Source organism: Serratia sp. CoH_134_PS_4, from assembly GCF_058190535.1.
In genome coordinates this window covers 70,188-93,244 of the sequence record NZ_JBXWKI010000019.1, presented here as the reverse complement: position 1 = coordinate 93,244, position 23,057 = coordinate 70,188, and the positions used below count along the sequence as shown (strand labels likewise).

Below are 23,057 nucleotides of genomic sequence, written 5' to 3'. Positions count from 1 at the left end.
TACTCCTCGTTGATCAATGGGATATCAATATTTCTTCAGCAACGGCAGCAGAATGATGCAGCCGATAAAGGCCATCACCACCAGGAACAGCAAACCGTTATCCATGTTGCCGGTAGCGGCGATCAGCGCCCCCATCAGCACCGGCGCCAGCGCACCGGCAAAATTGCCTAATCCGTTAAAAATACCGCCGGCGGTGGCGCTGACCTTGCTGCTGGTCGCTTTCGCCAGCAGAGCAAAGATGTTCGGCGCGCCTGCGCCCCACATAAAGGTGCTGAAGGCCATGGCGGCAATCACGCTATAGGTGCCCTGCATATGCAGCACCACGGCCAACCCCAGCCCGGCGCCGCACAGCGAGATAAAACAGGCCAAGGCACGGCGATCCAGTTTGTCCGACAGCCAGGCGCCGACCACTTCCCCCAGCAGCATGGCGATGAACGGCAGTGATGACAGGTAACCGGCATGTTCCAGGTGAATGCCTTTGCCCTTGATCAGGTAGCTGGGCAGCCAGCCGTTCATGCCCCACAGGTAGGTCAGAAAGGCGATGTTAAACAGGCAAATCATCCAGAAATGCGGGTTGCGCAGCAGCTCATAGCGATGCTGTTTACGTTCGGCGACGGCCGGTTTTGAAACCGTGACCGCTGCCGGACGTGATACGTTGAGATGGCGCATGCCGAACAGCACCAACAGCATGACCGGCAGCGTCAGGAACGCCATAAAGAAGAAGGTGGCCTGCCAGTCAAAGGTATTGAGGATATACAGCGTGACCGGGAAGCCGAGCGCTGCCCCCAGCGGTGTACCGAGCAGCCACAGCATGGTGGCGCGCGCCTGCAGCCGCTGCGGGAAAGCCTGGCGGATAATGGCGTAAGCCATCGGCAACAGCGGACCTTCGGCGATACCGAGCAAAATGCGCAGCGTCATCATGGTGTGATAAGAACGCGTCAGGCCCATCAACACCATCAATACGCCCCACACCACCATCATGCCGATCAGGACTTTTACCGGGTTCAGCCGATCGCCAATGCCGCTCAACAGCATTGAAGAAATGCCGTAGGAGAACAAAAATGCACTCATCAACAAGCCCAACCGCGCAGGGTCAAAACTGATGCCTAGCGCCTGCTGGAATTCGCTATCGGAAAACAGTGCCGCGATGCTGATCTTGTCGAAAAACGCCAGCAACACACAGGCGAATAGCGCGATGGGTACCGACCAGCGCACCCGCTGCTGCGGGTTTTCGGCAACAGCCTCCCCCACCCGTTCAGCGCGGGCGTCAATGTCTTGCGTAGTCATGAAACGCTCCCGATTCCCCCTTCGCGTTTCACGCTACAGCCTTGTTAGCTGAAACATAAAACGCATTGGGGAATGATTATTTCAACGCCATTAAAGAAAACTCTGCGTCCGCCAACTGCTGCGGTTCCAGCACCCGTCCGCTGGCCAACCAGCGTTTACCCAGCTTGATGGTGCGCGCATCGTTAAACGCCACCATCTGCACCAACTGCCGATCGGCATTCAGCGTAAAGAACACCTGCGATTGTGGCGTGCGCCGCACCACGTGATACATGCCACCGGCCGGTACGCCAAGGATCTGGATATTGACGTCATATTGATCCGACCACAGCCAGGCCACATCATCATAAGGAGAAGCAAAAGCGTCCAGCATTGCGCAGGCGGTGCTGATCGCCTGGTTCTGCGCATAAGCCCAGGACTGCAGGCACAGCCCGAGCGTTGGGTGGCGCGCGACATCCCCGGCGGCGAAAATGGCGGAGTGGCTGGTGCGCCCCTGTCCGTCAACCACAATGCCGGCATCAACCTTTAACCCGGCACCGTACGCCAGCTCCAGGTTCAGCTCCACGCCGATCCCCACGACCACCAGATCAAACGGCTGAGGATCACTGATGTCGCTGCCGATCCAGGCACTGCCGTTACGATCCTCCAGTTGAATGTCGCCGCAGCCGCACTGCACCCTAACCCCCTGCTGCTGATGCAGTTCGAGCAACGCCTGTGAGACGTCCGCCCCAACGCTACGCATGCACAGGGCCGGTTGACGCTCGAAGACCGTCACATCAGCCCCCATGCGCCGCGCCGATGCGGCGATCTCCAGCCCGATCCACCCACCGCCGACAATCGCCAGCGTGCGGCAATCCTGCAGCGCCTGGCGCAGCTTTGCCGCATCATCCCAGGAACGCAGCGTCATCACGCGCGGATGCTCAGCCCAACGGGCGTCCGGCAAGCGTGGTCGCCCACCGGTAGCAATCAGCAGTTGATCAAACTGCAGTTGCCTGCCATCGCTGAGGTGGACAATTTGCTGTGGCGCATCAATAGATGCGGCACGCAGCGGGCGACGCCAATCGATGTTCAACCCGGCGACCACCTCTTCGCTGAACAGCCGGCTGAGTGGCGCATTACCGTCCAGCAACGCCGCCTTGGAGAGCGGTGGCCGTTCATAAAAGTCATAGGGTTCATCGCTGACCACCGTCAAACGCCCTGCATAGCCACGATCGCGCAACGTTTTTGCTGCCCAGCCGCCAGCCTGACCACCACCGATGATCACGATGCCCGCCGGTTCTGGCTGGCTCATAACGCCTCCGGTTTTTTCTGCTGCCGCCGCGTGTCATGGTCGATTCCGCCTTCCACAGCCCACTCGGTGAACGACACCAGCGAATGTTCCAGCTCACGCGGCTGCCAGTTTTCGGTCAGGTAGTCATCGTTGGTGTAATACTCAAACGCACCGCCCGTCGGGCTGTTGACGTACCAGAAATAGGCCGAGGAGATTGGATGGCGGCCGGGGCCGATAAAGGTACTCCACTTCTCTTTGTTCATGGCGATGCCGCCGCCGATCACCTCGTGGATATCGCGGACGGTAAAGGCCACATGATTCAAGCCGCGTGGTCGATTAGGCAATTTCAGCAAGAACAGATTGTGATGACCGCCGCGTGCCTGAGTGCGCAGGAATACCGCACGATCGATATAACGATCCGATACCTGAAACCCCAACACCTCACGATAAAAGCGCTCAGTCGCCGCAAGATCCTCGACGAAGAACACTACATGACCGATGTTGATTGGCTGCGCCTGGGCGTACACCGGGCTCGGCTGATCAATACGGCGTACATCGCCCCACTGGTTGATCGGTGACACAGGTAAATCAACGTCGCGCTGCTGACTGACGCTAAAGCGCAGCGTCATGCCGTTCGGATCGAGACACTCCAGCTCTTCACCCACCTGGCGGAAGCCCGGCATCTGCGCCAACAGCGGTTGCAACGCCGCCAACTCGGACGGGCTGCTAACCCCCCAGGTCATACGGCGGAGAGTCGAACCACTCTCGAACGCTGCCGGCAGCGCGTCGCTCTGCAACGGATGCAGCACCACGCGGGCACCGCTCAGCGTGGTGAATTCTCGTTGACGTTCGCCCCAGTGCTGTTGCGCTGCCTGCAGACCGAAGTCCTGCATGAATTTCTCGCACGTTGGCAGATCTTCAACGCCAAACTCCAGTTTTTCGATTCCGATTACGCTCATTAATTGTGCCTCACGTTCTCGCTGAATACGGTTTTCAGGCATGATCGAACCCCGGCCCATGATTGTCATGAGCCTCATCCCTGCCTGAGTGATTGATAGGGGACGCTGTTCGTCCCGATTAATTCGGGGCAACCTGCAGCGCCCCGTTGCAAACAATCGGTTGTCAGTTAACCGGCGTTAGCCTGTGGCTGCGCGCCCAAGAACCCGGAGATTTTCTCTGCAGCGTCCCGCACTTCCATCCGCAGCCGCTCGCGATCCGCTTTCGGGATCTCATCAGACGGCACCATGATGCTGATCACCGCCTCAACCCGCTGCTCGCGGTTGAAGATGGGGTAGACGATCGAGGAAATGCCGTGGCGGAAAAACGACTCGCCGATGACATAGCCGCGCGCCTTATCCTGCTGCACCATCTGCCACAGCGTTTCACGATCCGCCGGGGTGCCCGGGCCGCTCCCCGGTAGTTGTTCCTGTGGATACAGAAGCTCGAACTCCTCACGGGTGGCGCTGGTCAGCAGCATCCGGCCAAGCGAGGTTTGGTGTACCGGCAAGCGAGTACCGACGCTGACCTGGTTGATTTGCGACCCCGCGGCACTGACACGCGCAATGTAGATCACGTCACGCCCATCACGGATTGCCAGATGACTGCTGCACTGGCTGCGATCGCGCAGTTGTTCTATTACCGGCTGACCGGCTTGTGCCACATCCAGCGAAGCAATATATTCGAATCCGAGACGTAGTACTTTGATGCCCAAAGAAAAAGTGTTGGTACGTGGGTTACGTTCAAGAAAACCCAGGTGCTCCAACGTTTGCACTACGCGATAGGCGGTCGCTTTTGGCATATCGACCAAGCGATGCAATTGGGCAAACGTCATTTCCTTGTGTTGCTCGCCAAAGGCCAGCAACAGCTGCAACCCACGATCCAGTCCTGGGATCAGATATTTACACCCTTGATCGTCCGCCATGTCCGTTTCCTTATAGAGTCATGCCTTAAATAATTGGAGCTGTATCACAACAAAGCCACGGCTTTGTTGAACGGCGCTTGCGCTGGCCCCAACGGGGCGAGGCTTTGCCGAGTAACGCGACAAGCGAGTAAATCCCGATGAGCTTACATTAAGTAAGTGATTCGGGTGCGCGAACGCAGGCAACACAGATACAGCTTCAAGTATGACAGGCATAATTAGTTAAAGACAAAACCACCGTTAACCGGTAACAGCTGCCCAGTGACGAAATTCGCCAATGGCGACAGCAGGTAGAGCACCGTGCCGTTGACGTCGTCAGGATGCTGCGCGCCGGCCAATGCTCGTCCCTGTTCGTACAACTGATGTCGCTCGGCAGGCACATATTCCGTGGCCTCTACGCGTGTCAGGCCCGGAGCGATGGCGTTAACGCAAATCCCCTGCGGGCCCAGCTCACGCGCCATTGAACGGGTCATAGAGATAATCGCCCCTTTGCTGGCCACGTAAGCCATTAAGCGCGGCGCGCCCCACAGCGCGGTATCTGAAGCCACGTTAACGATCTTGGCATGAGGAGTTTGCGCCAGCAGCGGTACCGCTGCCTGGCTCACGAGCCAGGTGCCGCGCACGTTAACCTGCATAACCCGATCCCACAGATCGATATCGTATTCCATCATGGTTTTACCACCGACTCCGGTAGCCAACGCCGCGTTGTTCACCAACCCGTCGATCGCCCCGCCTTCGGCTATCGCGTTGAACGCAGCGCTGATCGAGGCCGGATCGGCCAGATCAATCGTGTGGCTTTCAACCTGCGCGCCCTGTTCACGCAGACTGGCGGCACTGTCTGACAGTGCATCCGCCAAAATATCGCACATCACCACTGTGGCACCGGCCTCGGCGACCGCAGCAGCGAAACTGCGCCCCAAACCCCGCGCCGCGCCGGTCACGACAATGCGTTTACCTGTCAACAGGCCGTTCACTGTGCCGCCTCCTGTTCACTCAGCCGCGCCAGTTGTTTCTGTGCTTCTTTTTGCATCATACGGCGCAGGCGAGACAGCCCGACGTCATGCTGATACAGATATTCACGGCCACGCGCGTTCGGCGCCATGTTTTCCAGCACGATACGATCCTGCTCCAACACGTCCCAGTGCAGCGATTCCAGGCGGTTGCGGTACATAAAGCGCCACATGTCACGCTGCCAGTCCTTCACCTTACGAATACGCCAGAAGAATACCCGGCAGTGATCTTTATCTTCCGGGACCACCATGCCGATGATCCAGAAATGACCACCCGGCCCAAACCGTTTTTTATACGGGATCGACAAGCGCATCCAGTACGCCCCGCTGCTGCCGAATTCGACCCAGTCAAAGTTCACGCCAATCTGGCCATTCTTCTTAAAGATGAAACCGCTGTCGGTTGGCTCCAGTGCCATGTCCGCCTTGCGATCCCCTTCCGCCATTGAGTGCGAGGATGAATGCAGGTAGGTGCCGTGCATTGGATCCATCACGTTTTCCAACGCGTATTGGTAATTGCAGTCCCAACTGGCCGTACACAAGAAGTTGCTGTAGGACGCTTCGTCTGCCAGTTCCGGCGGGAAGGTCAGTTCGACCGGCTCTTCATCTGCCGTCACGCCGAAATAGAGGAACACCGCGCCGTAAGCTTCTTTAGCCGGATAGGAACGCAGACATTTCTGTCCCACCAGCGGGCAACGATCAACCGCAGGCACGTCTTTAACCGTACCGTCTCCGCCCACTTCCACACCGTGATACCAACACGCGATGCGATCGCCCAGATTCCACCCCATGGAAAGCCGCGCACCGCGATGCGGGCAGCGATCTTCCAACGCGTGGATCGCGCCTTCTCCATCACGCCACACCACGATCTGCTGTTCCAGACGGGTAATGCCCACCGGGTTATTGCCGATTTCCCAACTGGCCAGCACCGGATACCACATGCCGCGCAGCCCCTGGTCGAGATACTCTTGTAAGGTCTGTGCGGAGGATGTTGTGTTTGCTGTCATTGTCTTCTCCCGGATGCTGCTCAGAAACCGTTAACGTGAAGGAATTCGCGGAACGCCGTCTCATTCCAAGGCTGGCCATTGCGATCGAACAGGCGACGTTGATTCAGCGCACTGACAATCTGTTCCAGCTCTTCCGCGCCCTGCTCGAAGATCTCTTCCAGCGCAGCGACTAAAGCTGTCTCAAAACCGTCCGGCACTCGGGCCCGGTTTTGCCAGATGACGTTCTGGAATTGGCCTGGCTGATGGATCTGGCCATTGCCACCTTCACGCGCGGGGATCACCTGTTGGGTGTCCGGTAGCCAGGGATTGAAATCGGTGATGTGCTGCATGATTACTCCTCCGCAATAAAGGTGATTTGGATTTGATTGTCGATCACCCGGGTGGCATAGGTTTGCAGATCGCGGCCGCCTGGTTCACGCAGGCATTGGCCAGTACGCACGTCGAACAACGCTTCGTGCAACGGGCATTCGACCTTACCGTCATCAACAAACCCCTGGCTGAGCAAGGCATAGGCATGTGGGCAAACGTCTTCCAGTGCGTAGTAATTGCCGTCAATCAGATACACCCCGACTTCTTTCCCTTCCACATTGGCAGAAAAAGGAAAATCTTCTTTCACCTGAGACACTTCACACACTTTCTTCCAGCTCATTGCTTCTGTCCTCTATCTGATTGTTTCATATATGAAACTCAGTTTCTTATTTAATACACTCACTATAAGTCTGGTGAAACTTTCGTCAAGAGAGCAAAGCGGCAATTGTTAATGGAAAGTTGTTTAAACATGACAAATGCGGGAAGGATCACGAAAAAATGCACCGATATGAAAAACCGCTGGAAGCTGTGCGTTACATCACTATTTCATGGGTAAAAACCCATTGATCTTGCTGACACAATGCGAGTAAAAGTTCTCTCACACAGACTAAAACACCCTTTTAAATAACAATAAATTTACATTTAAACAGCCAAAAACCTGCTTTTCAGCCCTGCGAAATCAGCGGGTTAGTTTTTTGCTGCCTGAATGTGTCAATCGCCCGTCAAAGGAGCGTACATGGAGCGCATTTTGCAACAACGTCAACGTTGGTACGGGGTCCTGGCCCTGCTGTTTCTGATCGTCATCGCCTATGCCGATAGGGTCAATATTGCCGTGATGCTGGTCAATCCCGATTTCCTGCAGCACTTCCAACTCGACGGCAACCGCGCGCATCAAGGCATGCTGATGACAGTGTTCTTACTCGGTTACGGGCTTTCCGCCATGTTGCTGACGCCATTCCTGGAAACGCTGATGGGTTACCGCCGTGCGCTGACGCTAAGCATTGTGCTGTGGGCGCTGCTCACCGCCGCGTCCCCTCTGGCAGGATCGGTATTGCTGCTGTTTGCGGTGCGCGCGCTGCTGGGGATCAGTGAGGGGCCATTGTTCTCGCTGAAAACCATGTATATCGGCGATCACTTTTCCGCCCATGAACGTGGGCAACCCAATGCGATCAGTACATTGGGTGTCTCACTGGGGTTAGTGATCGGTTTTCCGCTAGTGAGTTTCCTGATGGCACACTTCGGCTGGGCCGTCTCTTTCTACCTGCTGGCGCTGATCAATCTGCTGCTGGGGTTAGCGCTGGTGCGGCTGTTTATACACCCGGCATCGCTGGCGTCACGCACTGTAGAGTCTCGCCCGGTCATAACGCGTGTCTGGGAGACGTTTGTTTTGGCCTGGCGTACACCGATGCTGGGTTGGATCATGCTGATCGAGATCGCCACCCTCAGCTACCTGTGGGGTTCCAGCTCCTGGTTACCCGCCTACCTGACCGACGAGAAAGGTTTTTCCATCAAACAAATGGGCTGGATGGCCTCGCTGCCGTTTGTCGTCAGCATCGCCTCCAAATACCTTGGCGGCGTGCTGCTCGATCGCATCCGCCCCTACCAGGCACCGTTGATCTTCGCCTTTGGCGGTGCGGCAACGGCGCTGTGCATTTATGGCGTGATGCACAGTGAACAACTCGGCTGGATCGCATTTTTCCTGCTGGCGGCCAATGCCTGCTGGGGCGCTCAGGGAGCCGCGATCCCTACCCTGTTACAGCATTATGCGCAGCCGCAGGCGGTTGGCAGCGCCTATGGGCTGATTAACGGCATTGGCAATATGTTTTCGGCGTTTGTACCGATGATCATGGGTATGGTGATGGCCAGTCAGGGCAAGGTTTCTTCGGGATTTGCCGTGCTGATCCTGTCGCAATTAGTGACACTGCTGGCGGGCGGCGTGCTGTTCAGTCGGATGCTGATGACGCGTGAGGTAAAGCGGGTATAAAACAGTCGGGCTGCACAATACGCCCGACGGATATATTTAAGCTAATGGCGATTCAACGCCCTTTCTTTTTACGGCCCGGCTGTGCGAAGCGCTTACGCGCAGGGGCATTTCCGCTGGGCTTTTCTGCACTTTTCGACCCGCTGTTCCCCGGTTTTTTCACCGCAGGCTTGGCTTTCTTCGTTGGTTTGGCCTCTGAGGAGGAGCCCTCAATGGATTTAAACAACTCGACCAGTTCGTCGTCGGTTAAATCACGCCATTCACCCGGCGGCAACCCGGCCATGCTCACATTCATAATGCGAGTACGTTCCAGCTTGGTCACTTCGTAGCCGAAATGCTCGCACATGCGGCGAATCTGGCGGTTCAGCCCCTGGACCAGCACGATGCGAAACACAAAGGGGGCTTCTTTCTTCACCTTGCACTTTTTGGTCACCGTGCCCAGCATCGGTACACCGGCCCCCAGGCCACGGATGAAATCGTCAGTCACCGGTTTGTTCACCGTGACCAGATATTCTTTCTCGTGGTCGTTGCCAGCGCGCAGGATTTTGTTCACCAAATCGCCGTGGTTGGTGAGGAAAATCAGGCCCTGAGAGTCTTTATCCAACCGCCCGATCGGGAAAATACGGGTACTGTGATTGACGAAATCAACAATATTGTCTTTCTCGCCTTCTTCCGTGGTGCTGACAATACCGACCGGCTTGTTCAACGCAATAAAGATCAAGTTGTCTTCATTGCGCGGTTCAATCAGTTGACCGTTGACCTTGACCACGTCTCCTGGAAACACCTGATCGCCAAGCGTCACGCGCTTGCCATTGATAAAAACATTGCCTTGTTCGATGTAACGATCGGCATCGCGGCGGGAGCAAATACCGCTCTCGCTAATATATTTGTTAAGACGTGTGGATTGTTTCGTCAGCATGGTTCCTCCGTAAGCCCGGATTATAGACCTTCGAGGCAACAGATACAGGCATTTTCATGGTGCGGTAACGAACGGCAAACTGAGTGTTTTAGACTATATTTTTCCGTTCTACATTCACCACCCGCTATACCCTATGTATTTCAAGTTGCAGCCAGGCACCCAGCGCATTCATCCTCAGGAGCTTACTCAAGTAAGTGACTGAGGTGAATGACAAATCTGTCAGGAACAGATTTGAACGCTGCTTGCAGCGGCCCCGAAGGGGCAAGCCCCACGGATGGGGCTTGTAAAGCAGGTAACAACGCTGCAGCTTGAAAGACGACGGGTATACTTATTTCGTTTTTTTAGCGGCCTGCAGGTACAGCATTTCCAGGCCCAGGGTCGCCGCAGCCAGCGCGGTGATCTCAGACTGATCGTAGGCCGGTGCCACTTCCACCACGTCCATACCGACGATATTCAGTGACTGCATGCCGCGCACCAGCTTCAGCGCACGATCGGAGGTCAAGCCGCCAATCACTGGAGTACCGGTCCCCGGAGCAAATGCAGGATCCAGGCAGTCGATGTCGAAGGTCAGGTAGACCGGCATATCACCGACGATCTGTTTGATCTGAGCCAGCAGATCGTCAACGGTACGATCGTTAACCTGTGCGGCGTCCAGCACGGTGAAACCATTATCATGATCGAACTCGGTACGAATACCGATCTGCACCGAGTGCTTTGGATCGATCAGGCCTTCGTTTGGCGCATGGAAGAACATAGTGCCGTGATCGTATTGGCTGCCGTTAGCATAGGTGTCGGTATGCGCATCGAAGTGCACCAATGCCAGTTTGCCGAAATGCTTAGCGTGTGCACGCAGCAGTGGCAGTGTGACGAAGTGGTCACCGCCGAATGAGAGCATACGCTTACCCGCTGCCAGCAGTTTTTCCGCGTGCGCTTGCAAGTTGTCACTCATGTCCTGAGCATCGCCAAAGTTGAACACGATGTCGCCACAATCGACGACGTTCAAACGATCGCGCAGGTCAAAATTCCACGGCCAACGGTTGCCTTCCCACGCCAAATTGGTGGAAACCTGGCGGATTGCCGCCGGGCCATGACGGCCACCGGCGCGGCCGGAGGTTGCCATGTCAAATGGAATGCCGGTGATGACCCACTCTGCATCGCTGTCGTAAGGCATGAAGTTCAGCGGAAAGCGCAGGAAACCAAAGGCGTTGGACACTAAAGAATTATCGGACTTATGGCCTAAGGTGCTCATAGTAAACCCTCATATTTCAACGTTTCACCTGGCGAAAAATCACACAGGCGCTGACAAAAAAAAATCCCTCCCGCGTCGTTAGCCCGACGAGAAAGGGATTGATACAGAATCTGGTTCAGTACTGCTGATACGGCAGATTATCGCCGCATTTCGTTCGCGCTTCAAGAGCGCGCATCATCATCCTGCCGACTCGTCACCGTCCAGTATAGGCACTACTGCTTCACCAGTACGGGTTGCTGGCTATAACGCGCCGGGAATAAATGCTCCAGCTGTTTTATTTTCGGCTGATCGTTAATCATGATGTAGAGGGAATCAGGGTGTTCAGTCAAAAAATTCTGATGGTAAGGCTCCGCCGGGTAAAAATGCCCGTTGCTCTCAATACGCGTAACCAGCGGTTGATCGTAACTGTGGCTGGCCTGCAGCTGAGCAATATAGGCATTGGCAACCTGCTGTTGTGAAGCATTCAATGGGAAAAGCGCGGAACGATACTGCGTGCCACTGTCCGGTCCTTGCCGATTCAGCTCTGTGGGGTTGTGCGCCACGGAGAAAAAGATCTGCAACAGGTCGCCGTAGGACACTTGAGCCGGGTCAAAGGTCACTTTCACCGACTCCGCATGGCCGGTATCGCCGCCGCTGACCTGCTGATAATCGGCAGTTTGCGCGGTGCCTCCGGTGTAACCTGAGATGGCGCTGGTGACGCCCTTCACATGCTGAAAGACGCCCTGCACGCCCCAGAAGCATCCACCGGCAAAAATAGCGGTCTCAGTGTGCGAGGTGCCTGCTGGCTCATCAACCGCAGGGGCTGGGATCACTACCGCGGTTTCCGCTCCGCCAAATGACCACGCGTTTCCCTGCCAGAGGCCCACACCGACCAGCGCTACCACGCCAGTGATGGCATAAGATCGCAACAACATGCCTAACCTGTTTGAACGTTTCATCATATTCACCACTGGATTAACCGAAAGTAAAGGCGTAGGCAGCAACCCCTGCCTGTTCAAATTCAATACTGAAGGTGTGTTCTCCAGCGCCGTCTGTTTGCCGAATCAGCTGGTAGAGACGCTGATCGGTGACCACGCCGCGACCGTCCGGTGTCACATCCGTGCCGTGCATTTCACCGGGTGCTTTGCCATCCAGCGTCACTTTGAACGCGACCGGTTTACCCCCGGCGTTCGGGCCTAGCACCAAATGCAGATCACGCGCATGGAAGCGGTAGACGATGCGCCCTTGAGGGGCATTCAACATCACGTTTTCTTCGCCAACCGTCCAATTCCCCACCAACCCCCAATCATTGAGCGGTAAACTTGCCGGCACGACATAGCTGGCGCTCCGGTCTTGAGCGGCCTCGCCGGAAGCAAAGTTTTGCGCCCGCGCGTAGCCCAGATAGGTTTCTGGTGAGATATCAGCCTGATTGCCCGCCGCCTGTTCAACGCCCTGCCCGGCAACCTGGCTAACGGCCGTGCTGATATTTTTTGCCCCAGCCTGGCGCAGCAGTTCCTGAATCACCCGCTCAGATTGCGCATAGTCGCCTTCACCAAAATGCTGGTAACGAATATGCCCGGTGGCATCGATAAAATAGTGCGCAGGCCAATATTGATTGTTGAACGCGCGCCAGATGCTGTAGTTGTTATCGATAGCGATCGGGTAGTCGATACCCAGTTTTTTCGCCTCTTTGGTGACATTGCCAATATCTCTCTCGAAGGCAAATTCCGGCGCATGTACACCAATCACTACCAGCCCCTGATCGCGGTATTTCTCCGCCCAGGCCTTCACGTAAGGCAGAGAGCGCAAGCAGTTGATGCAGGAGTAGGTCCAGAAATCGACCAGGACCACCTTGCCACGCAGGGACTCTGTCGTCAGCGGTGGGGAATTCAACCACTGTACAGCCCCTGACAGGGACGGCATCTCGCCCAGGTCATCCAACATCGGTTGAGCGTCGACTGCCGTTTGCACCGGAGGTCGCACCGGCGTGGTGGCGGGCGTCAATGTCTGTACTAACCGCTGTTCAATTCCCCCCGTCGACGCCGCGGAAAGACGTGCCAACACCGTGGTATCCAGGCCAAGCGCAATCGCCACTACCCCCACGAGCATTGCCGCCCCCAGTCCCCGTCGGATCCATTCACCGGCGCCCAGTGAGCGTTTCATGGCGCTAAATACCTTACCGCCGATCAACAATGCCGATGCCAGCGACGTTGCTGCCCCTGCGGCATAGGCCAATAGCAACAATGTTGAGCCGACATTAGCCCCCTGCAATGCCGCTCCTGTCAAAACCAGACCGAGAATAGGGCCGGCACAAGGTGCCCAGAGCAGGCCAGTGGCGATACCCAGCAGCAACGACGAGCCAACCTGATGCTGTTTGTCTGCCGCAATCTTGTCAGACAGGCGATTACCGGCCGATACCAATGGGTGCATCACGCGTTCGGCAACCGACGGAAACAGTAAGGTGATGCCAAATACCGCCATCAGGATCAACGCCAGCCAGCGACCATATTGATTGGCCGCCACAACCCAACCACCACCGACGGCCGCCAGTGTGGCAAACAGCGCAAAGGTCAGCGCCATTCCCACCAGCATCGGCAAACCGGAGCGTAAGAAAGGGCGATCGGCACGCGAGAAAATGAACGGCAGCACCGGCAGTATGCACGGGCTGGCGATGGTCAGAATGCCGCCGAGATAAGCCAGTATCAGGATCAACATGTCGCTCTCCCCATTATGCCTGTTGCGGCGTGAACAACAGCGCCAACCCGTTCATGCAGTAACGTAACCCGGTAGGTTGCGGGCCGTCGTCAAACACGTGTCCAAGATGCCCGCCACAGCGCCGACAGTGCACCTCGTCTCGCACCATGCCGAATGAACGGTCCTGGCGCTGGGCAACGGCATGGTCAAGAGGCTGATAAAAACTCGGCCAGCCGGTATGGCTGTCAAACTTGGTATGGGAGGAAAACAGCGGTAAATCGCACCCTGCACAGGAAAACACCCCATCACGGTGTTCGTCATTCAGCGGGCTGCTGTAGGGTATTTCGGTGCCCTCCTCGCGCAAAATATGGTATTGCGCGGCGGTCAACCGCGCGTGCCACTGTTGATCAGTGTAGTTGACTTCAAATTGCGCGGTGGCCGCAGCCCGCGCGGCCCACGTTGGCAATAGCCCCAGCGAAAACGCCGCGGACAAGCCGCCGCCAACCAGAATAAACTGCCGTCTGTTCATCATCATTGCCACCCCGAAGACTGATCAAACCGATAGTGACAACCTACAAAGAAAACCCTGTCCGAATCCTCACGGAGAGTTAACAAATTTGTGATAACTGATAGGAGATAAGGGGTATTGCGAGGGGAGATGCGGGAGAAAACCAATAAAAAAGCCGGGCATCAAAGAGATGCCCGGCTTTTCAGCGTGACTTACTCATCTTCTAAATAAGTATAACCGTACAAACCGGCCTCAAACTCTTCCAGGAACTGCGCTTGCAGCCCACTGTCCAGATCGGTTTCTTTTACCTGATCGCGGAATTTGGCCAGCAGCGCAGTAGGATCGAGCTGCACGTATTCCAACATGTCGGCAACGGTATCGCCTTCATCAGACAATTCAGTTTCTACCGTGCCATCAGGGAAGACAAACACGTCCACCGAGGCGGTATCACCGAACAGGTTGTGCATATTGCCCAGGATTTCCTGGTAGGCACCCACCATAAAGAAGCCCAGCGCCGGCGGATTTTCCGGATCGTACGGCGGCATTGGCATGGTGGTCGCTACGCCGTCACCGTCGATGTAGTGATCGATAGTACCGTCGGAGTCACAGGTGATGTCCAGCAGTACGGCACGGCCTTCCGGCGGCTTATCCAGCCCTTCCAGTGGCAACACCGGGAACAGCTGGTCAATACCCCAGGCGTCCGGCATTGATTGGAACAGCGAGAAGTTGACGTAGAACTTGTCTGCCATGCGTTCTTGCAGTTCGTCGATGATTGGACGGTGCGCGCGGTTGCTTGGATCCAGTTGCTGCTGGATTTTGTTGCAGATGTTCAGGTACAACTGCTCGGCCCAGGCACGCTTGGTCAGATCCAGCATACCGTGAGCATACTGAGTGTGGACATCATGCAGGTCCATCTGACTGTCATGCAGCCATTCACGCAGCGAACGGCGGTTTTCCGGCTCGTTCATTTCCTGCCAGGTTTCCCACATGCTTTCCAGCGCGCGCGGTGCGTCCTCTGCCGGTGGCAATGGATCGCTGAATTCATTGCGCTCAACGCCGATCACATTGGATACCAACACCGTATGGTGTGCAGTAACTGCACGGCCGGATTCGGTGATCACCGTCGGATGCGGCAAGCCGTGTTCGTTGCACGCATCACCGATACCCCAAATCACGTTGTTGGCGTATTCGTTCAGGCCATAGTTCACCGAGCAATCAGACTGCGAACGGGTGCCTTCATAATCTACGCCCAGACCGCCGCCCACGTCGAAGCACTGGATGTTAACGCCCAGTTTGTGCAGTTCAACGTAGAAACGTGCCGATTCGCGTACGCCTGTCGCGATGTCGCGAATATTGGCCAGTTGCGAACCCAGGTGGAAGTGCAGCAGTTGCAGGCTATCAAGACGGCCCGCTTCACGCAGGGTTTCCACCAGTTTCAACACCTGAATGGCTGCCAGGCCGAACTTGGACTTTTCGCCGCCGCTCGACTGCCATTTGCCGGAGCCTTGTGACGCCAGACGCGCACGCACGCCCAGGCGTGGTACCACATTCAGACGTTCAGCTTCTTCCAGCACCATGTTGATTTCGGACATTTTCTCGATCACCAGGTACACCTTGTGCCCCAGCTTTTCGCCGATCAACGCCAGACGGATATATTCACGGTCTTTATAGCCGTTACAGACGATCACGGAACGGGTCATGCCGGCATGTGCCAGCACCGCCATCAGTTCAGCTTTAGAACCGGCTTCCAGCCCCAGCGGCTCGCCGGAATTGACCAGAGATTCAATCACGCGACGGTGTTGGTTGACCTTAATCGGGTAAACCAGGAAATAACCACCTTCATAACCGAACGATTCACGCGCACGTTTGAAAGCGGCGTTGATCGAACGCAGGCGGTGCTGCAGGATCTGCGGGAAGCAGAACAGCGCCGGCAGACGCAGACCGTCTTTTTGGCGTTGTTTGACCAAATCGGCCAGATCGACACGCGCCTGCGGGACGTCAGGATCCGGGCACACGCTGATGTGACCCAGTTCATTGACGTCATAATAATTGTTGCCCCAGTAGGCGACGTTATAAGTGCGCAGCATCTTGCTGGCATCACGATCATTCATGGCAACCTCCTGCATGGAGCGCAAAGATATAGATTCGCCCGTTGCTGACGGACGGTGAATCAACAGATCATCAGACATTACTCGCCTCACATCCCGTACTGACGATACAGTCAGCCACTATCGCAGCTACAACCCGCGAGAACAACCCAACAAACCGCCCTTGCGGCAGCGAATAAAACTGCCGTTCGCGGTCAGCGATCGGTTTATTACTCATATAATTGTAAGACACCCTGTTCAAACCTCGTGAATCGGGTCAAGAAACATCCCACAGGAAGGCTGCAGGCTACCCTTGTTCAGTTCTTCAGACGACCGTTAACCGGCCCGAGAATCCTGAGTAGCGCCCAGGTGTTTATCACACCTGAAAGGTGGTGTAGAGACAAGACGGGAAATAGCAGAAGAATGTGCGCCAGAACGGCACTGCTGTTGAGAACCAACAACCGGTAGACAACGGATCATTAATCCAACCACCTCCACGCACGTCGTCCTCAATGAACGACCGAGCCTCTATTAATAGTGTAAGAACGTGACCGTTCTATGAAGCGGCGACGTCAAAAAGGCCGACGTCTGCAGCTGACAATCCGGCTACCCATGGCGAGTCACAGAAGTTTACAACTTCTTTCCCCGCACTGTGCACCAAATGAGCCGCGCGCGCAGTTTATACCGATAACCAGGGGAAAATGCAAAATGAAAATTTGTCGGAAACTGTTTCAAGCGATGAAAATGGCGTCGGCAGCTTTGCGCAAAAGAGCGAAATGGCAAAAAAATACTGGCAATCCGGTCAAGGCCTGACCTAAAATAGACGTCCAGATGTTAATCCATCTATACTGATTAACGAAGAAACTGCTTAACGGCTTTGCCTGAGGGGCGTTGCAGGATGTATCTCGCGCCATCAGCGGAAGACCCTTCGCTTTGATGCCGGATCTCCAGCGCTGTGCAGTAATTTCTAACCCGTCTTATGCAAGGTAAAGAATACAATGGCTAAACACCTATTCACGTCCGAATCCGTCTCCGAAGGGCATCCTGACAAAATTGCTGACCAGATCTCCGATGCCGTCCTCGACGCCATCCTGGAACAAGATCCTAAAGCACGCGTCGCCTGCGAAACTTACGTGAAAACCGGCATGGTACTGGTTGGCGGTGAAATCACCACCAGCGCTTGGGTTGATATCGAAGAAATCACCCGTAAAACCGTACGCGAAATCGGTTATGTCCACTCGGATATGGGTTTTGACGCCAACTCTTGTGCCGTACTGAGCGCAATCGGCAAGCAATCCCCAGATATCAATCAGGGCGTTGACCGCACCGATCCGCTGGAACAAGGTGCCGGCGACCAGGGCCTGATGTTTGGCTATGCTACCAATGAAACCGAAGTGCTGATGCCTGCACCGGTAACCTACGCGCACCGTCTGGTGCAGCGTCAGGCCGAAGTGCGTAAAAACGGCACCCTGCCATGGTTGCGTCCAGATGCGAAAAGCCAGGTGACCTTCCAGTATGACGACGGCAAAATCGTCGGCATCGACGCAGTAGTCCTGTCCACCCAGCATTCCGAAGATATTTCTCTGAAAGATCTGCAAGAAGCGGTAATGGAAGAGATCATCAAGCCCGTGCTGCCAACTGAATGGTTAAGCGCCAGCACCAAATACCACATCAACCCAACCGGCCGTTTCGTTATCGGCGGGCCAATGGGTGACTGTGGTCTGACCGGGCGTAAAATCATCGTTGATACCTACGGCGGCATGGCTCGTCACGGCGGCGGTGCGTTCTCTGGTAAGGATCCGTCTAAAGTTGACCGTTCAGCAGCCTACGCAGCGCGTTACGTGGCGAAAAACATCGTGGCGGCTGGCCTGGCTGACCGCTGTGAGATCCAGGTCTCCTACGCCATCGGCGTGGCAGAACCGACCTCAATCATGGTGGAAACCTTCGGTACTGAGAAAGTCCCTACCGAACAGTTGACCCTGCTGGTGCGTGAATTCTTCGATCTGCGCCCATACGGCCTGATCCAGATGATGGACCTGCTGCAACCAATCTACCGCGAAACTGCAGCTTACGGTCACTTTGGTCGTGAGCACTTCCCTTGGGAAGCGACAGACAAAGCAGAACTGCTGCGCGATGCTGCCGGCTTGAAATAAGCCCGGGTATCCAGCGTGAAAACGGCGAGCCTAGGCTCGCCGTTTTTTTTGAAGGAAGGGCGTCAGACACCGCGTATACAGCAGCAGGTAAGCAAGCCCTAATGGGCCGCCAACTCCCTGAAGAAGGCAGGATTAGCCTGAATCGCCGCCAGCACCTTTGCAGCCAGACCGGTCGGATTACGCCTTTTTGTTTCCCAGCTTTTAATGGTATCAACGCTGGTACCCAACACCTTTGCCATTTCACTCTGAGAAATATTAAGCTGCGCCCTGATCGCTTTCACATCGGCGATATCATAACGAGTGACATTGGCCGGAGCCTCAACCCCGTTCTTAATCGCGACGGCCTCTTCAAGAGACGTTTTCATATCGTCAAAAAAGCTCATGTCATACCTCATCTTTCAGCAATTTCGTCAATGTCTTCAGCTCTGACCTTTCCATGTCGCTCAGACTGTCTTTACTATTTTTCGGGTAGGCCATTACCAGATAGATGACCTCTTTGGTTGCCAGAAAGTAAATCACTCTGGCACTTCCACTTTTACCCTGGGAACCTGTAGCCATTCTGACTTTCCGCAGGCCACCGGTTTTCTGTATCAGATCGCCTTTATCGGGTGATTCGATGAGTTCTTTCTGGAGTTCTTTTAGCTCGTCGTCCGTGGCAATTTGCCTTACCTGCCGCGTAAACATCGGGGTCTCAATAAATACTAGCGCATGACTCACTGGCACCCTCTCCATGCGGAGGTACAAAGTACACCAGAAAATGTACTGTGTACACCTTGATAATTTGAGTGTAGGGGTACCTCTTTCCTTGCCTTTCGACAGGATTCAGAGCACCCGCGCGCAGTATATTTATCTTCCCCCAGATTTCCGCGCCCTTTCCGCACGGGATCTCCGTTCTGCGTAGCCGTACGCAAAGCGTTGCAATAGTATGAAAATACGAAAAAAATAAAGGCCCAGCGATGCTGAGCCTTTGATTCTAGAAACGGCAGGAACGGCGTCGGTTATGAGGTTTGTTTACGCAACAGGTAAACGAAATACGGCGCGCCAATAAAGGTCGCCAGCAGCCCGGCAGGGATTTGGTACGGGAACATCACCATCCGTCCGCACCAGTCAGCAAACACCATCAGCAAGCCCCCTAACAACGCGGAAATTACCATCTGCGGTAACGCACGGCGGAAGCCCAGCATGCGCGCCATATGCGGCGCCATCAGGCCAATAAAACTCAGCGGCCCTACGGTCAATGTCGCCATCGCGGTCAGCGTGGCGGCCAGTAGCAAGATGGTTAACCGCACCGGCGTCAAAGCAATACCCACCGAGCGTGCAGTGGCACTGCCAAGCGGCAAAATACTGAGCCAGCGGCGGCACAGCGGTGCCAGCACAATCAACGTCGTCGCAATAATCGCCGTTCGCACTGCCTGCTCCGGCGTCACCGAATAGGTGGAGCCAGAAATCCAGGTCAGCAGCCCACCGGTACGCGGATCGCCACTGGCTAACAGCAGGAAAATGGTGGTGGTGAACGCCGTGCTAAGCGCAATACCGGCCAACAGCATGCGTTCGGTGGAAAAACCACCCCGCCCTGCAGCAATCATGATCACCAATAAAGTACCGGCAGCGCCCAGGCTCCCAGCGGGCAACAACCAGACAAAGGCATCACCCGGTACGACCAACAGCATCATCACCACGCCGAACGCAGCACCTGAGCTGATACCCAACACTTCCGGGCTGGCCATCGGGTTACCCGTCAACTTCTGAATTAATGTCCCCGCAACCGCCAGCATCATGCCCGCAGCCAAAGCCGACAATACCCGTGGCCAGCGCCACGGCATCAATGACTCCAGCTCGGCGCCCTGACTCCAGTGCCAACCGGCAGCGTTTTGCCCAAACATCAGTGCCACAGCCAGCCCAGCGAATAACACCGCCCCCGCCAGCACAACCCACACCAACAGATGACCACGTTCCGCCGGTACCTTATCCCCCAGATTCATTGGCGGTGACGTGGAGGCACTGCGCAGACGCGGTAACAACCACAGCAGCAGCGGTGCACCAAATAGTGCGGTCGCGGCACCGGTAGGAACCTCACGCCATACCTGTGTCAGCCAGATCATTACCTGATCGGTTAACCACAACAGCAGCGCACCCAGCAGAGGTGCCAACATCATGCGGTGTGCCAGCCGACGTGCGCCCAGCATTTTCGCCATCAAGGGGGCAAACAAACCGATAAAACCGATCACACCAGCGGCATTAACCAGCATGGCACTGAAGATAATTGCTACGGCCAGCGCGCAAAAACGCGCCATCGACAACCCCAGCCCCAGATTGCGAGCCACACCGTCGTCCAATCCCAACAGCGTTAATGGACGCAATAACAGCACCGCCAACAGCCCTGCCACCAGCAAACGCGGCAGGATAAACTGCACGGTATTCCAGTCTTGCTGGTTCAGGGCACCGGTGCTCCACAAAAATACGCCTTGCAGTTGATCGTAATTGAACAAGGCCAGCAGGCTGTTAACCGCACCGCAATATAGCCCCAACACCAACCCGGCGAGGATTAGCGTCACCGGCGACATGCGTTTGCCCCACGCCACACCGAACACTAATCCACCGACCACCACCGCTCCCACCATCGCAGCCAATTGTCGGGTCAGTTCCCCTCCCGGCAACATCCATAGCGTCGCGACCGTCAATCCAAGCTGCGCACCGGCGGAAACGCCGAGCGTCGCGGGTTCTGCCAACGGGTTGCGCAATACCTGTTGGAAGAGTACGCCGACCAGCCCTAATCCGGCACCGGCCAGCAAGGACACGGACAATCGCGGCAGCAGGCTATAGTGGAACAACATTTGGTGAACATCGTCGATATCCGGTGCGTTCAGCGCCTGTCCCCACAGTGCCCACGGCAGCTGTTGCAGCAGGTTATAAAGCGTTAAGCCGCTGGCGCTCGCCAGCAGAACCAGAACCAACGTCACCGGCAATGCGCGGATACCTGCGTTCATGAATAGCTCTCCTGCGCGTGTTCCAGCAGGTGACAAAAGCGCATCGCCGATAACGTCGCACCGTAGAACCACACTGCCGGTACCTGGCACAATTGATTCTGTCTGACGAACGGCAATGCCTGCCATAACGGCGTCGAGCTGACCTTATCCATCATCGCCTGATTACCGTGATCGAGATAAATCGCCCGTGCGCTTTTCACCGTTGCCAGGCGTTCAATCCCCACCACCGCCGTGCCCCAGAAGTTGGTTTCGCCTTCCCACGCATTTTTTATGCCAAGCTGATCCATCACTTCCTGGAACAGGCTCTTCTGGCCAATAACCAGCGCATGACGGGTATCTATCAGTGAAAACATCAGGAGTGGCTGCCGGGTATATGAATGCAGGCGTTGACGCATCTCCACAATAAAGCGATCAAACTGCGCCAGATGCTGCATAGCGCGGCTTTCCAACCCTAACCGCTGCGCCAATGCCTGCAGCGATTGCCTCGCCACCGTCAGCGGTTTGCCACTGCCGTCGTTGAAGCTAAAACTCATCGATGGTGCGATCGGTTCCAACTTTTGTGGTGTGGGCCCGTAGCCCTTCGACAGCAACATCAATGAAGGGCGAAGCTGCTGCAACAATTCGAGGTTAGGTTCGGTACGCTGACCCACGTCAATAACCGATGCAGGCAGCTTTGGCTCTTCCACCCACAGGTTGTAGTTATGAATATCAGCGACCGCCAGCGGCGTAATCCCAAGGGCCAACAGCAGCTCAATCGGCAGCCATTCCAGCGCGATAATGCGCGTCAGGTCGGGCGGCGTTTCAGCGGCGTGCCCCGGCAGGGAAAGCAGCAATGGCGACAGCGCCATTGCCGTCAACAGGCGACGGCGTACGGCATCATGATGAAACTCAGAAGAATCAGACATCAGTAGACAAAACTCACCGGCGCACCGCCGCTTGGATGTGGCAGCGTCCCCATAGGAATACCGTAAATTTGTTCCAGTACGTCACCCTGCATCAGATCTAATGGTGCGCCCTGTGCAATCATTTCTCCGCCGCGCAACGCCACCAGATGGTCGCAATAGCGTGCAGCCATATTGATATCATGCAGCACTGCAATCACCGTCAGACCGCGCTGGCTGCTTAATCGTTGGATCAACGCGAGCACATCAACCTGATGGGCGATATCCAGCGCCGAGGTCGGCTCGTCCAACAACAGGCAGCGGCTGTCTTGTGCCACCATCATCGCCAACCAGGCACGCTGGCGCTCACCGCCGGACAGGCTGTCCACCAAACGGTTGGCAAACGGTTTTAATCCCACCAGCGCAATGGCCTCTTCCACCTGTTGGCGATCGTTGACGCCAAAGCGCCCCAAGGCACCGTGCCACGGGTAGCGACCAATCGCCACCAACTCGCGCACCGTCATGCCCTCTGCGGCCGGCAATTGCTGCGGCAAATAGGCGACCTGACGCGCAAAGGCTTTGCTGTCCCATTGGTGCAGTGGTTGTTGGTTGAGCAATACACTGCCGGTGGACGGGTTCTGATGGCGACCCAAGATTTTTAGCAGCGTAGACTTGCCAGAACCATTGTGACCGATCAACCCACAGACTTTCCCCACGGGAAAGGTCAGCGATAATGGCTGTAACAGCACACGGCCGGGAACGGCAAAACTGGCGCTATCTAACGTAAAAGTGGCGTCGTAATTGGGGTGTTTATCCTGCATAGG

General features: G+C 55.9%; 23 protein-coding genes. 2 read left to right on the top strand and 21 right to left on the bottom strand.

Going from position 1 to position 23,057, the window contains the following annotated elements:
• Window positions 1-24: 24 nt before the first annotated feature.
• The 8 genes from AC2FCQ_RS22610 to AC2FCQ_RS22575 form a co-directional block, all read right to left on the bottom strand.
• Window positions 25-1,287, bottom strand: coding sequence for an MFS transporter (locus AC2FCQ_RS22610; RefSeq protein WP_209637597.1), 1,263 nt, complete (start codon window positions 1,285-1,287; stop codon window positions 25-27).
• A gap of 76 nt (window positions 1,288-1,363) precedes the next feature.
• Complete coding sequence (locus AC2FCQ_RS22605) at window positions 1,364-2,575, bottom strand: NAD(P)/FAD-dependent oxidoreductase (RefSeq protein WP_490309096.1); 1,212 nt, start codon at window positions 2,573-2,575, stop codon at window positions 1,364-1,366.
• On the bottom strand, window positions 2,572-3,513 hold the full coding sequence (locus AC2FCQ_RS22600; protein ID WP_209637651.1) for a VOC family protein: 942 nt from the start codon (window positions 3,511-3,513) through the stop codon (window positions 2,572-2,574). Before AC2FCQ_RS22600 ends, AC2FCQ_RS22605 begins: the two co-directional genes overlap by 4 nt.
• Before the next feature lie 167 nt (window positions 3,514-3,680).
• On the bottom strand, window positions 3,681-4,475 hold the full coding sequence (locus tag AC2FCQ_RS22595; protein WP_209637592.1) for an IclR family transcriptional regulator: 795 nt from the start codon (window positions 4,473-4,475) through the stop codon (window positions 3,681-3,683).
• A 215-nt stretch (window positions 4,476-4,690) separates the two neighbouring features.
• Window positions 4,691-5,446, bottom strand: a complete 756-nt coding sequence (locus AC2FCQ_RS22590; RefSeq protein WP_209637590.1) for an SDR family oxidoreductase — start codon at window positions 5,444-5,446, stop codon at window positions 4,691-4,693.
• Window positions 5,443-6,486: an aromatic ring-hydroxylating oxygenase subunit alpha gene (locus tag AC2FCQ_RS22585; RefSeq protein ID WP_265556797.1), complete on the bottom strand. Its 1,044-nt coding sequence runs from the start codon at window positions 6,484-6,486 to the stop codon at window positions 5,443-5,445. The genes AC2FCQ_RS22590 and AC2FCQ_RS22585 overlap by 4 nt, the downstream gene beginning before the upstream one ends.
• A gap of 20 nt (window positions 6,487-6,506) precedes the next feature.
• Window positions 6,507-6,815: a recombinase-like helix-turn-helix domain-containing protein gene (locus AC2FCQ_RS22580; RefSeq protein WP_209637586.1), complete on the bottom strand. Its 309-nt coding sequence runs from the start codon at window positions 6,813-6,815 to the stop codon at window positions 6,507-6,509.
• 2 nt (window positions 6,816-6,817) lie between these two features.
• Window positions 6,818-7,135, bottom strand: a complete 318-nt coding sequence (locus AC2FCQ_RS22575) for a non-heme iron oxygenase ferredoxin subunit (RefSeq protein ID WP_012146671.1) — start codon at window positions 7,133-7,135, stop codon at window positions 6,818-6,820.
• A 396-nt stretch (window positions 7,136-7,531) separates the two neighbouring features.
• On the opposite strand from AC2FCQ_RS22575, the gene AC2FCQ_RS22570 reads away from it, so the two are divergent.
• A complete protein-coding gene (locus AC2FCQ_RS22570; protein ID WP_490309095.1) occupies window positions 7,532-8,779 on the top strand; it encodes an MFS transporter in 1,248 nt (415 codons plus the stop codon).
• A gap of 52 nt (window positions 8,780-8,831) precedes the next feature.
• On the opposite strand, the gene rluF is transcribed toward AC2FCQ_RS22570, so the two are convergent.
• The 8 genes from rluF to AC2FCQ_RS22530 form a co-directional block, all read right to left on the bottom strand.
• Complete coding sequence (gene rluF, locus AC2FCQ_RS22565) at window positions 8,832-9,695, bottom strand: 23S rRNA pseudouridine(2604) synthase RluF (RefSeq protein WP_209637582.1); 864 nt, start codon at window positions 9,693-9,695, stop codon at window positions 8,832-8,834.
• 328 nt (window positions 9,696-10,023) lie between these two features.
• Window positions 10,024-10,944, bottom strand: a complete 921-nt coding sequence (speB, locus tag AC2FCQ_RS22560; protein WP_209637580.1) for an agmatinase — start codon at window positions 10,942-10,944, stop codon at window positions 10,024-10,026.
• Between the two features lie 212 nt (window positions 10,945-11,156).
• Window positions 11,157-11,882 carry a peptide-methionine (S)-S-oxide reductase MsrA gene (gene msrA / locus AC2FCQ_RS22555; RefSeq protein ID WP_265716956.1) on the bottom strand — a complete coding sequence of 242 codons (726 nt, stop codon included), beginning with the start codon at window positions 11,880-11,882 and terminating at the stop codon, window positions 11,157-11,159.
• Window positions 11,883-11,898: 16 nt separating this feature from the next.
• Window positions 11,899-13,638: a cytochrome c biogenesis protein DipZ gene (locus tag AC2FCQ_RS22550; protein ID WP_490309093.1), complete on the bottom strand. Its 1,740-nt coding sequence runs from the start codon at window positions 13,636-13,638 to the stop codon at window positions 11,899-11,901.
• Window positions 13,639-13,651: 13 nt separating this feature from the next.
• Window positions 13,652-14,149, bottom strand: a complete 498-nt coding sequence (msrB, locus tag AC2FCQ_RS22545) for a peptide-methionine (R)-S-oxide reductase MsrB (protein ID WP_490309092.1) — start codon at window positions 14,147-14,149, stop codon at window positions 13,652-13,654.
• A gap of 188 nt (window positions 14,150-14,337) precedes the next feature.
• On the bottom strand, window positions 14,338-16,314 hold the full coding sequence (gene speA / locus AC2FCQ_RS22540; RefSeq protein ID WP_209637572.1) for a biosynthetic arginine decarboxylase: 1,977 nt from the start codon (window positions 16,312-16,314) through the stop codon (window positions 14,338-14,340).
• Window positions 16,307-16,450: a virulence promoting factor gene (locus AC2FCQ_RS22535; RefSeq protein WP_112347340.1), complete on the bottom strand. Its 144-nt coding sequence runs from the start codon at window positions 16,448-16,450 to the stop codon at window positions 16,307-16,309. The genes speA and AC2FCQ_RS22535 overlap by 8 nt, the downstream gene beginning before the upstream one ends.
• Before the next feature lie 98 nt (window positions 16,451-16,548).
• Window positions 16,549-16,692 (bottom strand): hypothetical protein, encoded by a 144-nt coding sequence (locus AC2FCQ_RS22530; RefSeq protein WP_490309091.1) that lies wholly within the window; start codon window positions 16,690-16,692, stop codon window positions 16,549-16,551.
• A gap of 518 nt (window positions 16,693-17,210) precedes the next feature.
• Between AC2FCQ_RS22530 and metK the strand changes: the two genes are divergently transcribed.
• Complete coding sequence (gene metK, locus AC2FCQ_RS22525) at window positions 17,211-18,365, top strand: methionine adenosyltransferase (protein WP_004947833.1); 1,155 nt, start codon at window positions 17,211-17,213, stop codon at window positions 18,363-18,365.
• 98 nt (window positions 18,366-18,463) lie between these two features.
• On the opposite strand, the gene nadS is transcribed toward metK, so the two are convergent.
• The 5 genes from nadS to fhuC all read right to left on the bottom strand — a co-directional run bounded on the left by nadS (window position 18,464) and on the right by fhuC (window position 23,054).
• Complete coding sequence (gene nadS / locus AC2FCQ_RS22520) at window positions 18,464-18,748, bottom strand: NadS family protein (RefSeq protein ID WP_209637570.1); 285 nt, start codon at window positions 18,746-18,748, stop codon at window positions 18,464-18,466.
• 1 nt (window position 18,749) lies between these two features.
• Complete coding sequence (locus AC2FCQ_RS22515; RefSeq protein WP_209637568.1) at window positions 18,750-19,082, bottom strand: type II toxin-antitoxin system RelE/ParE family toxin; 333 nt, start codon at window positions 19,080-19,082, stop codon at window positions 18,750-18,752.
• A 281-nt stretch (window positions 19,083-19,363) separates the two neighbouring features.
• Window positions 19,364-21,352 (bottom strand): Fe(3+)-hydroxamate ABC transporter permease FhuB, encoded by a 1,989-nt coding sequence (fhuB, locus tag AC2FCQ_RS22510; protein WP_490309090.1) that lies wholly within the window; start codon window positions 21,350-21,352, stop codon window positions 19,364-19,366.
• A complete protein-coding gene (fhuD, locus tag AC2FCQ_RS22505; RefSeq protein WP_490309089.1) occupies window positions 21,349-22,257 on the bottom strand; it encodes a Fe(3+)-hydroxamate ABC transporter substrate-binding protein FhuD in 909 nt (302 codons plus the stop codon). The genes fhuB and fhuD overlap by 4 nt, the downstream gene beginning before the upstream one ends.
• Window positions 22,257-23,054 carry a Fe3+-hydroxamate ABC transporter ATP-binding protein FhuC gene (fhuC, locus tag AC2FCQ_RS22500; protein ID WP_490309088.1) on the bottom strand — a complete coding sequence of 266 codons (798 nt, stop codon included), beginning with the start codon at window positions 23,052-23,054 and terminating at the stop codon, window positions 22,257-22,259. The genes fhuD and fhuC overlap by 1 nt, the downstream gene beginning before the upstream one ends.
• Between the last annotated feature and the right edge of the window lie 3 nt (window positions 23,055-23,057).

Coding starts and splice junctions, on each gene's coding strand:
- AC2FCQ_RS22610 (WP_209637597.1), bottom strand. CDS start 1,287: ATGACTACGCAAGACATTGACGCCCGCGCTGAACGGGTGGGGGAGGCT.
- AC2FCQ_RS22605 (WP_490309096.1), bottom strand. CDS start 2,575: ATGAGCCAGCCAGAACCGGCGGGCATCGTGATCATCGGTGGTGGTCAG.
- AC2FCQ_RS22600 (WP_209637651.1), bottom strand. CDS start 3,513: ATGAGCGTAATCGGAATCGAAAAACTGGAGTTTGGCGTTGAAGATCTG.
- AC2FCQ_RS22595 (WP_209637592.1), bottom strand. CDS start 4,475: ATGGCGGACGATCAAGGGTGTAAATATCTGATCCCAGGACTGGATCGT.
- AC2FCQ_RS22585 (WP_265556797.1), bottom strand. CDS start 6,486: ATGACAGCAAACACAACATCCTCCGCACAGACCTTACAAGAGTATCTC.
- AC2FCQ_RS22580 (WP_209637586.1), bottom strand. CDS start 6,815: ATGCAGCACATCACCGATTTCAATCCCTGGCTACCGGACACCCAACAG.
- AC2FCQ_RS22575 (WP_012146671.1), bottom strand. CDS start 7,135: ATGAGCTGGAAGAAAGTGTGTGAAGTGTCTCAGGTGAAAGAAGATTTT.
- AC2FCQ_RS22570 (WP_490309095.1), top strand. CDS start 7,532: ATGGAGCGCATTTTGCAACAACGTCAACGTTGGTACGGGGTCCTGGCC.
- rluF (WP_209637582.1), bottom strand. CDS start 9,695: ATGCTGACGAAACAATCCACACGTCTTAACAAATATATTAGCGAGAGC.
- speB (WP_209637580.1), bottom strand. CDS start 10,944: ATGAGCACCTTAGGCCATAAGTCCGATAATTCTTTAGTGTCCAACGCC.
- msrA (WP_265716956.1), bottom strand. CDS start 11,882: ATGAAACGTTCAAACAGGTTAGGCATGTTGTTGCGATCTTATGCCATC.
- AC2FCQ_RS22550 (WP_490309093.1), bottom strand. CDS start 13,638: ATGTTGATCCTGATACTGGCTTATCTCGGCGGCATTCTGACCATCGCC.
- msrB (WP_490309092.1), bottom strand. CDS start 14,149: ATGATGAACAGACGGCAGTTTATTCTGGTTGGCGGCGGCTTGTCCGCG.
- speA (WP_209637572.1), bottom strand. CDS start 16,314: ATGTCTGATGATCTGTTGATTCACCGTCCGTCAGCAACGGGCGAATCT.
- AC2FCQ_RS22535 (WP_112347340.1), bottom strand. CDS start 16,450: ATGAGTAATAAACCGATCGCTGACCGCGAACGGCAGTTTTATTCGCTG.
- AC2FCQ_RS22530 (WP_490309091.1), bottom strand. CDS start 16,692: ATGATCCGTTGTCTACCGGTTGTTGGTTCTCAACAGCAGTGCCGTTCT.
- metK (WP_004947833.1), top strand. CDS start 17,211: ATGGCTAAACACCTATTCACGTCCGAATCCGTCTCCGAAGGGCATCCT.
- nadS (WP_209637570.1), bottom strand. CDS start 18,748: ATGAGCTTTTTTGACGATATGAAAACGTCTCTTGAAGAGGCCGTCGCG.
- fhuB (WP_490309090.1), bottom strand. CDS start 21,352: ATGAACGCAGGTATCCGCGCATTGCCGGTGACGTTGGTTCTGGTTCTG.
- fhuD (WP_490309089.1), bottom strand. CDS start 22,257: ATGTCTGATTCTTCTGAGTTTCATCATGATGCCGTACGCCGTCGCCTG.
- fhuC (WP_490309088.1), bottom strand. CDS start 23,054: ATGCAGGATAAACACCCCAATTACGACGCCACTTTTACGTTAGATAGC.